Raw genomic sequence first — 12,204 nt, 5'->3', positions numbered from 1 at the left:
TTTTTTATCTATAAAACAATCAACTAAGAAAACATAACGCACAAAAAAGACAGCGTCTCATAACTGGTCAGATTTCAAAATTTTATCCTACACAATAGAATCCGCGCGGCTTTATAAAGCCCATATAAACAAAATTACAATAAATTCATTTGGATAAATTCACATTATGAATAAGAAGCGTCTGTTTATTCGTTCAGCTATTGCAGTGGCTGTTGCGGCAAGTTCTACATCAGCGTTCGCCGCTGGTTTCCAGTTAAACGCTCAATCAGCAACCGGTATTGGCCGTGCATTTGCGGGTGATGCGGTTATCGCGGACAACGCAGCCGTGATGGCGCGTAACCCAGCAGCGATGGCATTATTCGATGAGAATGCTTTCTCTATCGGCTTTGAAAGCATCACAACAATGATTGAAGTTAAAGATGCGTCCTACTGCGGAACTATTTGTAACGCTACTCCAGAACAGTTCCGAAACCCTGTCGATGTACAAGATACTGATTATGTTGGCGGCACTTCCATCGCACCAAACATCCACCTGATCATGCCTATCAATGAAAAGTTTGCGGTTGGTTTTAACGCTTACTCTAACTTTGGTACCAAAACAGAGTTCTCTGATGACTATGCGGCTTCTGAGTACGGCGGTCTAACCGATGTGATGAGTTTCAACCTTGGTATCGCAGGTTCTTACCGCCTAAACGATCAATGGAGCTTTGGTGCGGGTGTTGATGTGATCTATGGTCAAGGCACTATGAAGCGCACGGCAAGCGATAAAGTAATGCTTGTTGGTGGACAAGACCTGCTAAATGTTGATGGGGCAGACGGTATTGCGGTTGGCTTTAACGTCGGTACTGTTTACGAATTGGACGAAAACAACCGTTTTGGTTTCTCTTACCGTTACAGTCCTGAGTTTGAAGCTAAAGACGACAAAGGCCAAACAATTACACTGCCTTTGCCAGACATTGCTGAGTTCTCTGGTTTCCACAAAATCGAAGACACCAAGTTCGCTGTGCACTACAGCGTGCAATACATCGGTTGGGGTGCGTTTGACCAAATCGGCTTTGATAACCTTCAAGACAGCGTACTTAAAGGCGCTTACAACAAGCCTTATGAGTGGCAAGATGGTTGGCACTACAGCATTGGTGGTACTTACTACCTGAACAACAATTGGACACTACGTACTGGTTACATGTATGACACCAGCGCGCAAGATGAACTTACTTCAATTTCAGTACCAGACTCAGACCGCCAATGGCTGTCTGCAGGTGTGACTTACCATATCGATCAAAAATCATCGATCGACTTCGGTATTACCTACTTGATGGGTGATGAAGTCTCTGTTTCTGAAGAAACAGCGATCGAAGGCGTGGGCACCTTGTCATCAGTAACAGCGACGACGCAAGCAAATGCAATCTTGATGGGCCTACAATACAGCCGTAGTTTCTAATCACGCTGCACAAACCATTTGAAGGAGGGAGCTTAGGCTCCCTTTTTGTTTTCTATACCACTACCACCCTTTACTAACCCAGCGATAATAATGACATTTTCAGCTTACACTTCGCCAATCTAGCCTCAAATAATATGTACACGTGTTCGCTCAATTTCAGCGTACATGTGTAACCTGATGCGTATTTAACAGTTGTTATCACCGCTACAGAACATCATAACGAAATATAATCCTAAATAATGAGTCATCAACAATTCTAAATTGCAACCTATCGTTCCCTCAGTACCCTGTAGCGACCTAAAAAAGCAATCGATGAATTATGAATAAGAATAAAATTCTACCTTTGGCTATTGCAGCCGCTCTTGGCTCTCTTTCTTCAACATCTGCTTATGCGGCAGGTTTCCAGCTTGCTGAGTATTCAGCAACTGGTCTAGGCCGCGCATACGCGGGTGAAGCGGCGATGGCAGATAACGCTGCTGCACAATTCCGCAACCCTGCAATGCTGACGTACCTTGAAGGTACACAAGTATCGACGGGCATGATCTACGTTGACCCGAATGTCGATGTAGATGGCACGACAACATTCTTCGGTAACGAGACGCAAACATCATCTAAAGATTTTGCTGATGCTGCTGTCGTTCCAAATTTCTATGTATCTCACCAAGTCAATGAACAAGTATTTCTTGGTCTTGCGCTAGCCTCTAACTTCGGCATGAACACCAAGTTGGACGACAATTTTAAAGGCACGCAATTCGGTAACGAAGCCTCAATCACCACCGTTGAAATCAACCCAAATGTGGCTTACCGCATTAACGACCAGTTCTCGATTGGTGGTGGCGTCCGTTTTGTGATGGGTGAAGGCAGCATTGGAGCGAAAAGCTCTTCAGCGACCCTAATGCCAAATGGTCAAGGCGGGTTCGCTGTTGTACCAAATGGTACGACGCTTAAATACATGGAAGGCGATGACACATCTTGGGGTTGGCAAGCAGGTGCAGCATGGCAGCTCAACGATTCAAACCGAATTGGTTTCAACTACCGTTCTGCGGTTGATCTAAAGCTTGCTGGTCATGCTTCTGGCTTGTCTTTCGGCACAACAACAGGTCAATTGCCAGGTAGCATGGAGTTGGGACTACCTGCTACAGCAGAAATTGCAAGCTTTCACCAAATCACCGAAAAAGTGGCTGTTCACGCAAGCGTGAATTGGACTGATTGGAGCGAATTTGAAAAACTAGAAGCCAACATTCCTTCGCTGTCTGAGCCAACTCAAATGGTGAAAGAAGAGAATTGGCGTGACAACTACCGCGTTGCAGTTGGTGCGACCTACCAGCTAAACGACAAAACAGAACTTCGTTCAGGTGTGGCTTACGACACATCAGCGGTAGATGATGCGAACCGTACTATCACCATTCCTGAAACTGACCGTCTATGGCTAAGCCTAGGTGCGGGTTACGAGTGGTCTAAAAACCTAACGCTAGATGCAGGTTTCACCTATATCTTTGCAAAAGAAGCCCCTGTAAAAGAGCCTCGTGATCATGTTGCATCAGATCAACTTGGTCAGCTTTTCGGCGGGTCATTTGAAGGTAAAACCTCTGGCAGCGTTTGGCTAGCAGGTGTTCAAGCGAGCTACCGCTTCTAAGCGTCAACTGAGAGTTTGAGTGTAAGCTCAACGTTAGCAGACAAAAAAAGCCACTCCGTCGAGTGGCTTTTTGTTCGATACAGAGATGGCGGCAGCGTCTTAGTAAGCGTCAATCTCGTCCATCAATTCTTCAAGATATTCATCGTCTTCTTGATCAGCGTCGATTTCAACCTCACCGCCACGCGCCTTAAAGGCTTTATTTTGCAAATACGCATCACGCGTGAACGCATACGGGTCCGGCGAATTTTCAAGAATACCTTCTTGCTTCACCAATGCTGCGCGCGTTTCCATGCCATCTAGCGCCCATTTGATCACTGATTGCGGGAACGTCAGCAGTGATAATGGTGGGAACAACCCATCGACTGTATCTCCTACCCCTTCACGTACCGTGATTGGGCCGTAGACAGGCACCATGATGTAAGGGCCTTGCCCAATATCGTAATACCCCATCGCATCACCAAACTGTCGGTCACTGAGTTTAGGGACGTTAGCAGCCGAAGCAAGATCGATGATGCCACCCAGACCAAAGACGGTGTTCAACCAGAATCGGTTGAAGTGTACAAGCGCGTCTTCACCTTCCAGCATAATAAGGCTGTTAATCATGCTCGCAGGCTCTTCAAGGTTGTTGATAAAGTTTGAGATACCTGTTCGTGTCCAACTTGGCACGTAATCAACATACGCCACTGATACTGGGCGTGCGACATACGGGTCAAGGTAATCATAATTCAACGTCCACATTGCGCGGTTAAACCCTTCAAACGGATCGTTAGGGTGCGCAACGTGTGTTTCCGCATTCGTTTCTGCGTCAGCAGTATTCTCTTCAGGTGTTTGAGCACATCCGCTCAACCCCACCACAAGACCTACTGCCAGTATAAAGCCTTTCCACATTGTATTATTATTTCCAAAAAAGAGGCTGGTTTGCACCAGCCTGTTTCAATTGTTACCAGAAAGTATAAATCAGTTAATACTTTTGGTTAATCACTACTTGCGACTGTCCACCTAACGCAAACGGCAAGGTTTCTCCAAACCAATCGCCGTCTTTCGTCATGACGTTTCCATCATGGTCAATACGTGCTTTCACCAAGACTTCAGGCAATGATGACATGAGGCGCTCAGGGATCATACTGTCAGCATCTGTCAGTTCGACGGTCAGTGGAAACTGATTGATAGGCAATCGCTTCGCTGCAATCGGCATTGGAGCGCCGTCTGCTGAATGCACGGAGACAATCAATACACCTTGCTCGGGAAGAACGACATCTTCATCCAGCGTGACAGTCACAGACACTTTCTGACCTGAACCCACGTTCATTTGCGTATTTGCGCGAGCAATGCTGCGCTCTAACATCGCAATACGCGGATCATTTTCAGGCAACAATTTCTTCATGGTTGACCAAGCTGCAATTGCCTCATCATAAGCACCTCGCTCAAATGCTTCAAATGCTAACAATGAGAATGCTTGCATGTTCGCATGATCTTCTCTAATGACTTCACGAAGTAGACCACGTGCTTTCGTCACGTTGGTTTCGTCACCCGAAAAGATCAGCGATTGTGCGTAACCTAACTTGATGTCGCTATTCTCAGGAGAAAGGCCATACGCTTTCGCCATGGCACCTTCTGCTGTCTGAATATCACGATTCGCCATACCAATACGACCCAGCAACAGCCAACCCATTGCATCATCAGGTGTTTGTTGTAGCTTGGTACGGAGTGCTAGCGTGAGGTCAGCCATTTCTTGATCGGTCAGCGGCTCTTGTGATTCCGACATCAAGCGCTGGGACAGCTCTGGCAAGTTGTTCGTGGTTTCTTGCCATGACACCACAGCACCGTAGCTACCAAAAGTGTTGTAGAGGAAGTAGCTCAGTATCACCAAAATTAACACGCCCGGTGCAAGCATCATCGCTGACACTGTATTCATTCTTTCAGTGACGGCTTGTTGCGTTGGAATGTCATCAAGCAAGGATTGTTTTAGTTCAACAGCAAGTTCACCCTGGTTTTCAATCAAACCTTCTTGCGCTTCTTCCTCAATTTCTTCCATACGATCACGGAAGAATGCTTTGTTCAACTCATCACGGCTGGCTTCTTCATCTTGGTCTTTCCCGCGATAAATCGGCAACACAAATATTGCAATGGATACCAGCATCATCAAGGCAGTGATCAGCCAAAACATCGTTTCTGTCATGCTTGGTCATCCTTTTTCTTTTCTGAGTTGTGCTCATCGAGCAACGCATCAAGCCTTGCTTGCTCTTCGCTGTCTAATGCCGTGTCTTTCACCACTTTCGGGCTCTTGCGACTGCGCATTACCAACACGGTAAAACCACCAATCACAAACAATAGCGGACCAGCCCATAGGATCATGGTTGATGCGGTAAGCGGCGGATTGTACGTCACGAAGTTGCCATAGCGAGCAACCATGTACTCTACGATCTCGTCTTCGTTCTTACCTTGTTTGAGCATCTCATACACTTTGGCACGAAGGTCTTGCGCTAAACCTGCATTGGAATCCGCAATGTTGTTGTTTTGACACTTAGGACAACGAAGCTCTTTCCCCAACTGGTGAAACGCCGCTTCTTGCTCTGGTGTATCAAACTCATAAACCTCGATGGCTGCAGACACAGAAAATACTGCACTCGCTGCCAGAATTAACGGCAACAGGATACGTTTCATCATCCTTGTGCCTCCGCCAACATTTGGTCATAAATCGGCTTCAAGGTGTCTTCCCAATTGCGCGTGTTTACATCACCCGCATGGCGATAACGAATAGTACCGTTCGCATCAATGAGGAACGTTTCAGGCGCGCCATACACACCGAGATCCAGCCCCAACATGCCGTTACCATCAAACAAGCTGATCAAGTAAGGATTACCCAATTGATTCAACCAGCCGATCGCTTTAACACGATCATCTTTGTAGTTAAGACCAATGATTTTCACACCGTCGCCTGCCAATTCATTTAAAAATGAATGTTCGGCGTAACAGGTTGGACACCATGTCGCCCAAACGTTGAGCAATAAAGGTTGCCCATGGAAAACGCTCTGGTCATAAAGCTTTCCAGCCTCGGCCAAATCTTCCAAACGGAATTCTGGAACCGGTTTTCCTACCAAAACAGACTCTAGTTTAGTGGGGTCGTCACCGTCAGCATTGTTACCAAGCTGAACAAAAAACACCGCCACAAGCACCATAAAGAGAGCCAATGGGATAAACAATAAAGGACGTTTCACCCTTAAATCTCCTTCGCTGGCTCGGCGCTGATCGCCGATGTCGATTTCTGTCTGAAACGGTAACGTTTATCAGACATGGCAAAGATACCGCCAACAGCCATCAATACCGCACCAAACCAAATCCAACGAACAAATGGCTTATAGTAAATTCGAACGGCCCACGCTCCATCAGACAAGCGTTCACCCATCGCAATGTACAAGTCACGCGTGATACCACGATCAATCGCAGCTTCTGTCATCATCGAGCGTTGTACGTTGTAGAAACGTTTTTCTGCGTGCAGCGTATTGATGCGACGATCGCCACGGTAAACATCAAAGTCGGCGATGTAACCGTCATAATTCGGGCCATCTTTTTCGCGAAGACCCGCGAAATTAAAGTGATACCCTTGAATTTCTACCGTGTCGCCCGGTGCCATTTTCACATCGCGTTCGATGTCGTAGTTCTGCACCATCGCGATACCAAGAATCGACACAGCAAGACCGATATGACCAAATATCATGGCCCAGTGGCTGCGACCTAGCTTGCGAACACCCGCCATGAAATCATCGCGATGTGTTGCACGTTGGTACACTTCGAACGATTGCGTCAGGATAATCCACAACCCCATCACTGCACCTAGCGCTGCAAGTGGCATGAAGGCATCCGCGAAAATAGCGACCAGAGCAATACCACCAACAATCGACAAAATGCCGCAGATGATCAGCTCTTTCTTGACGGTTTTCAGGTTGTCGCGTTTCCAACGAACCAGTGGACCAATACCTAACAAGAACACAAATGGCACAGCCAACCAGGTGAAAAGCAAGTTAAAGAACGGTTCGCCGATAGAGACAGAACCCAAACCAATTTGCTTATGCACCAATGGCAGCAAGGTTCCTAACAGCACAACCACGAGGGCTGCAATCAAAAGAATGTTGTTTGCCAATAACGCATTTTCACGGGACACCAATTCGAAATTGCCCCGGACACGCACTTCAGACGCGCGGAGTGCATAAAGCAGCAATGAACCACCGATGACCGCGACCAAGAACGCCAGAATAAAGAGACCACGGGTTGGATCTGATGCAAACGCGTGCACCGAAACCAGAACACCAGAACGGACAAGGAAGGTACCCAATAAACTCAAAGAGAACGCAGAGATCGCAAGCAATACCGTCCACGCTTTAAAGGTGCCACGTTTTTCAGTCACCGCGAGGGAGTGCATTAACGCCGTACCCGCTAGCCAAGGCATGAATGATGCGTTTTCTACTGGATCCCAGAACCACCAGCCACCCCAGCCGAGTTCGTAGTACGCCCACCAAGAGCCCAGTGCGATACCAATCGTCAAGAAGACCCATGCAGCGGTTGTCCAAGGACGAGACCAACGCGCCCACGCAGTATCCAAACGACCCGCCATCAAGGACGCTATCGCAAACGCAAACGCAACGGAGAAGCCGACATAACCCATGTACAGCATTGGCGGGTGAACAATCAGACCCGGATCTTGCAATAGCGGATTAAGGTCACGACCATCGACAGGGAAGTAAGGCAAGGTGCGGTCAAAGGGGTTTGACGTCAGAATAATAAAGAGTAAGAAACCGACGCCGATCATGCCCATCACCGCCAATACACGCGCGACTGATTCTTGCGGCATACCACGGCTAAACAGAGCAACGGCAAGTGTCCAACCCGCTTGGATCAGAACCCAAAGCAGCAAAGACCCTTCGTGAGCACCCCATACCGCGGTGAGGCGATAATACCAAGGCAATGCACTGTTAGAGTTACTCGCGACATAGCTAACGGTGAAGTCATTGGCGTAAAACGCCCAGCTCAACGCGAAGAATGACATCAGTAGCATGAGGAACATGCCAATCGCCAATGGACGCGCTGAACGCATCATGGCTTGGTTTCCGATCTGCGCTCCCCACAGCGGATAGATGCTCAGCAGCACCGAAAAGCCGAGGGAGATGATCAGGGCAAAATGCCCCAGTTCAGCAATCATTAGTAGCTACCTTTTTGTTGCTCTGTGTATTCAAGAGGCTGATGGTTTTTATTCATGGCCTCTGCAATTTCGGGTGGCATGTATTCTTCATCGTGCTTTGCGAGCACTTCGTGCGCTTTAACGGTGTTGGCATTGACCAACTCGCCTTGCGCCACAATACCCTGCCCTTCACGGAACAGGTCAGGAAGGATACCTTCAAAAATAACGGTAACTTGTGGGCCAACATCGGCCACTTTAAAACTCACTTTGAGAGAGTCTGGATCACGCTGAACGGAATCAGTGACAACCATGCCACCAATTCTCAAACGCTGACCAACTTCAGGTTTGGTTCCGTCAGGCTTACCGTTCACCAACTCCGTTGGCGTGTAGAACAAATCCATATTCTGATTCAGCGCATACAGCATAAGCCCAATCGTCGCACCTACGCCCAATACTAAGGCCAGAGCCAGCCCTAATCGTTTTTTGCGTCTTGGGTTCATAATGTGTTCTCCATATTTTGGGCATTTTTGATGCGCTGCTCTCTGGCGGCTCTATTTTTAATGTCATTGAAGAGCTTACGGCGTGTCAGGTGGGCGGAAATAACTAACCACAACAAGGCACCAAACGTAATACCGAAAGAACTCCACACATAAGCGGCATAGCCGCCCATGTCTAAGAATGCTGAGAAGGAAGTAAAATGCATGATTATCCTCGCTCTACCAATTGACGCACCCAAGGGCGATGCGCTTCACGCTGAAGAATTTTGTTTTTCAGCCCCATCAAGGTTAATGCACCAAAGAAGAATGCAAACCCAAAAATGTTCAGCAACAATGGCCAAAGCATGTCTGAGGCAATAGAAGGCTTCGCAAATTTAGTGATGGTTGCGCCTTGGTGAAGGGTATTCCACCACTCCACAGAGAAGTGAATGATAGGGAGATTAATCACACCCACCATAGCGAGAATGCCAGCTGCACGACCCGCGGTACGCTCATCGTCAAACGCGTTATACAGTGCAATCACACCCAGGTAGAGAAACAGCAGAATAAGCTCAGAGGTTAGACGCGCATCCCACACCCACCAAGCACCCCACATCGGCTTGCCCCATACCGCACCAGTTAACAGCGCGATGAAGGTAAATACAGCGCCAATCGGAGCCATCGCAGCGGCAGCCCAGTCAGAGATTTTGATTTGCCAAACAAGGCCAATAAAGGCAGCGATTGCCATCGACATATACGCACCCATCGACCAAATTGCTGCAGGCACATGGATGTAAATGATCCTGAAGCTGTCACCTTGTTGGTAGTCAGAAGGCGCAAACGCAAGCCCCCAAATCGTACCCGTAATCAAGGACAACAATGCCAGCACAGAGAACCACGGCAGCAGTGTATTACACAGCTGGTAGGTTGCCTCGGGTTTGGCATAGGGATGAAGCCATTTCCACATTGCTATTACCGCTCTCAGTAAATTATAAGAATTATTGAACACTCACGCGCAGTGCCGCTGACACTGCAAAAGGTGATAGGGTTGCCGACCCAGCCAACATCGCACCAAGAATGGCGAGTTGCCCGTCAATCGGAAATCCATTGGCTGCCATATCAATGGCAGATGTAGCAAAAATCAAGACCGGGATGAACAACGGCAGCACCAATAAGCTCACAAGCACGCCACCTTTTCTCAGGCCAACGGTCAATGCCACACCTATTGCGCCCAAAAAGCTCAACGTTGGTGTTCCTAACAGTAACGTCAACACCACGGCTTTGTATGTCGGCCAATCTAATGAAAGTAATACTGCTAGAAGCGGGCTTATGATCAATAACGGCAAGCCCGTCAGCAGCCAGTGCGCAACGACTTTTGCAAACGCTAAGACCGGAAGCGGTTCTGGCATCAGCAAGATTTGCTCTAGTGAACCATCGACAAAATCGTCACGAAAGAGCCGTTCCAGTGAGACGACTGCCGCCAGCAATGCTGCAACCCAGATAATACCCGGTGCAATCTCTGCAAGCAGATTAGGCCCTGGCCCGACACCCAACGGGAACAAAGTGATGACAATGATGAAAAACCATAGCGGGTTCAGCATGTCAGACTGACGTCGGAAAGCCACCAAGAGTTCACGATGGATAAGTTCAAATAACGCCTTTCCCATTACGCCCCCAAAGTGATGCGACGGAGTTTAGGGTTATCGTGGAACATATCTTGGTGAGTGGTAAACAGCACTATGCCCCCGTTATCAACGTGTTTCTGGAATAGCTGTTCCAACACCTTAACACCTTGTTTATCAATGGCTGTGAGTGGTTCATCAAGGATCCAAAGTAAAGACTCACTGATCCAAAGTCGAGCCAATGCAACACGTCGATTCTGTCCCGCCGATAATTGAGCGACTGGAACGTCTTCCCGCCCTGCTAGCCCCACACGGGCGAGTGCATCCCAAAGGCGATTTTCATCGGGAGTACCGTGCATTTTCTGGTAAAACGCCAAATTTTCGTAAGCCGTTAGCTCACGCTTAACACCTGTACTATGCCCCAAGAACAAGAGATCACTGTAGAACTCTTCTCTGGCTTTCGTGACCGAGCTGCCGTTCCAAAATACGTCACCAGACTCTGACAATCCCAGTCCCGCAATAATGCGAAGCAGGGTTGTTTTACCCGCGCCATTCGGTCCTTCTATCTGAACAAGATCACCGGGCGACACGGTAAAATTAAGGTCTTCAAACAACACTCGCTCATCACGGATGCTGCTTAGTTGACGCACTTCCAACATAGCGATTGTCAATTCCCGATAAAGTAATGAAAAATCTACCCGATAATAACATAGAGGTTTTTAAAATCGTTAGCGGCACGATCCCAAGGCTCTCGCTCAAATGTGACTAATTGTGAGTAAGTATGAAAATCGATAATAACAGTAACATCAGTGCACTAATGCTTGAGGTGCTGAAGAATAAGCCCGTAGAAAGCGTATTGTTAATCGGCCAAGAAAATTCGAAATCTATTGCTAAAACTGGAACGAATAGTTCACAGCTTTCTCAATTACTATCATTGATGAATATTTTCCCACTGTTAACACGTTCAACAGGCACACAGAATGCACCATCAGTCCCCCTCACCATGCTGCTTAATTCTTTGTTTATGCCGAGTAAACCCGAGCTTGCCGCAAAGTGGTTAGCGGAGCGTCAAACAGACAAAAGTACCCTTGATGCGCTACGTCTTTTATCGACCGCGGATAACGAAGGCTCAAGCAAACTAAAAGCGATGCTCATGCTATTTGCAGAGCAACGCTTTCAAGACAGCAATAAACCGGGGGAGTTCACTTGGTTGTTTCCCTTTCACCCGCAACAACAAAGCCCCGTTCATGTCACCGTTAAAAAGAAGACCCAAACCAAAGCGAAAAAATCTCGTTGGTCTATCACTGTCAATTTAACGCTTTCAAAAAATCGTCAGGTGTTGGCAACCGTGGAACTTGAAGACCAAGAACTTTCGCTGGCGTTTTCCACCAATTCCAAAGGATTAAAAAAGCGCGTTGAAGCCGCGCTCCCCGTTTTAGAAAAACAGTTGAGCAAACATCAACTTAATTTATCCAATATCAAAGTAGAAGCCACTGAGCCATCAGCACCAGCGACGGTTTCAAGCGGGGTTAATATACAAGTATGAAGAAAGAAAAAAGCGCCGTTGCTCTTCGATATGATGGCGTGAACACGCCAACGGTTAGCGCTAAAGGCTATGAAGCACTGGCGGAGAAGCTCATTGAAGAAATGGAAAAGAATGGCGGTCTCATCCACAGCGATGAGACATTAATGAATTGGCTTTCCGCGCTAGAGGTTGGCGACGAAATTCCAGAACAACTCTACTTGGTGATCGCAGAGCTCATCGCGTTTGCGTGGTACCTAGACGGAAAAGCCCCTCCCGGATGGGAAGGGGCTTTTGTTAATCAGTCAGTATAAGCAAGCCAATGCTTGCT

Annotated in this window: 14 protein-coding genes; 4 read left to right on the top strand and 10 right to left on the bottom strand. The window is 47.6% G+C overall.

Annotated features, from left to right (window positions below; genetic code table 11):
* Positions 1 to 166: 166 nt before the first annotated feature.
* A complete protein-coding gene (locus BM082_RS07415; protein WP_074926234.1) occupies positions 167 to 1,441 on the top strand; it encodes an outer membrane protein transport protein in 1,275 nt (424 codons plus the stop codon).
* 319 nt (positions 1,442 to 1,760) lie between these two features.
* Positions 1,761 to 3,077 carry an outer membrane protein transport protein gene (locus tag BM082_RS07410; protein WP_074926229.1) on the top strand — a complete coding sequence of 439 codons (1,317 nt, stop codon included), beginning with the start codon at positions 1,761 to 1,763 and terminating at the stop codon, positions 3,075 to 3,077.
* A 99-nt stretch (positions 3,078 to 3,176) separates the two neighbouring features.
* Here BM082_RS07410 and BM082_RS07405 read toward each other — a convergent pair whose 3' ends face one another.
* From BM082_RS07405 to ccmA, 10 genes are all read right to left on the bottom strand, one after another.
* Complete coding sequence (locus BM082_RS07405) at positions 3,177 to 3,965, bottom strand: MlaA family lipoprotein (protein ID WP_074926226.1); 789 nt, start codon at positions 3,963 to 3,965, stop codon at positions 3,177 to 3,179.
* A gap of 73 nt (positions 3,966 to 4,038) precedes the next feature.
* Complete coding sequence (ccmI, locus tag BM082_RS07400) at positions 4,039 to 5,256, bottom strand: c-type cytochrome biogenesis protein CcmI (protein WP_074926223.1); 1,218 nt, start codon at positions 5,254 to 5,256, stop codon at positions 4,039 to 4,041.
* Positions 5,253 to 5,741, bottom strand: coding sequence for a cytochrome c-type biogenesis protein (locus BM082_RS07395; RefSeq protein ID WP_017014196.1), 489 nt, complete (start codon positions 5,739 to 5,741; stop codon positions 5,253 to 5,255). Before BM082_RS07395 ends, ccmI begins: the two co-directional genes overlap by 4 nt.
* On the bottom strand, positions 5,741 to 6,295 hold the full coding sequence (locus tag BM082_RS07390; protein WP_017016068.1) for a DsbE family thiol:disulfide interchange protein: 555 nt from the start codon (positions 6,293 to 6,295) through the stop codon (positions 5,741 to 5,743). The genes BM082_RS07395 and BM082_RS07390 overlap by 1 nt, the downstream gene beginning before the upstream one ends.
* Positions 6,296 to 6,297: 2 nt before the next feature.
* Entirely contained in the window at positions 6,298 to 8,274 is a 1,977-nt protein-coding gene (locus BM082_RS07385; RefSeq protein WP_074926220.1) for a heme lyase CcmF/NrfE family subunit, read from the bottom strand.
* Entirely contained in the window at positions 8,274 to 8,753 is a 480-nt protein-coding gene (ccmE, locus tag BM082_RS07380) for a cytochrome c maturation protein CcmE (protein ID WP_017009395.1), read from the bottom strand. The genes BM082_RS07385 and ccmE overlap by 1 nt, the downstream gene beginning before the upstream one ends.
* The gene (ccmD, locus tag BM082_RS07375) at positions 8,750 to 8,956 is read right to left on the bottom strand and encodes a heme exporter protein CcmD (RefSeq protein WP_017009394.1); all 207 of its coding nucleotides are present in this window, start codon (positions 8,954 to 8,956) and stop codon (positions 8,750 to 8,752) included. The genes ccmE and ccmD overlap by 4 nt, the downstream gene beginning before the upstream one ends.
* Positions 8,957 to 8,958: 2 nt before the next feature.
* Entirely contained in the window at positions 8,959 to 9,696 is a 738-nt protein-coding gene (locus tag BM082_RS07370; RefSeq protein ID WP_017009393.1) for a heme ABC transporter permease, read from the bottom strand.
* Positions 9,697 to 9,727: 31 nt separating this feature from the next.
* Positions 9,728 to 10,396: a heme exporter protein CcmB gene (gene ccmB / locus BM082_RS07365; protein ID WP_017014199.1), complete on the bottom strand. Its 669-nt coding sequence runs from the start codon at positions 10,394 to 10,396 to the stop codon at positions 9,728 to 9,730.
* Positions 10,396 to 11,010, bottom strand: a complete 615-nt coding sequence (gene ccmA, locus BM082_RS07360) for a cytochrome c biogenesis heme-transporting ATPase CcmA (RefSeq protein WP_074926217.1) — start codon at positions 11,008 to 11,010, stop codon at positions 10,396 to 10,398. The genes ccmB and ccmA overlap by 1 nt, the downstream gene beginning before the upstream one ends.
* 122 nt (positions 11,011 to 11,132) lie before the next feature.
* On the opposite strand from ccmA, the gene BM082_RS07355 reads away from it, so the two are divergent.
* Both BM082_RS07355 and BM082_RS07350 read left to right on the top strand, forming a co-directional pair.
* Positions 11,133 to 11,897 (top strand): flagellar hook-length control protein FliK, encoded by a 765-nt coding sequence (locus BM082_RS07355; RefSeq protein ID WP_074926215.1) that lies wholly within the window; start codon positions 11,133 to 11,135, stop codon positions 11,895 to 11,897.
* On the top strand, positions 11,894 to 12,187 hold the full coding sequence (locus tag BM082_RS07350) for an EscU/YscU/HrcU family type III secretion system export apparatus switch protein (RefSeq protein WP_017009389.1): 294 nt from the start codon (positions 11,894 to 11,896) through the stop codon (positions 12,185 to 12,187). Before BM082_RS07355 ends, BM082_RS07350 begins: the two co-directional genes overlap by 4 nt.
* Positions 12,188 to 12,204: the final 17 nt, after the last annotated feature.

Source organism: Enterovibrio norvegicus DSM 15893 (assembly GCF_900115495.1).
GTDB classification, from domain to species: Bacteria; Pseudomonadota; Gammaproteobacteria; order Enterobacterales; family Vibrionaceae; genus Enterovibrio; species Enterovibrio norvegicus.
The sequence above is the reverse complement of the archived record's forward strand: the minus strand, read 5'-3'. Positions and strand labels throughout refer to the sequence as shown.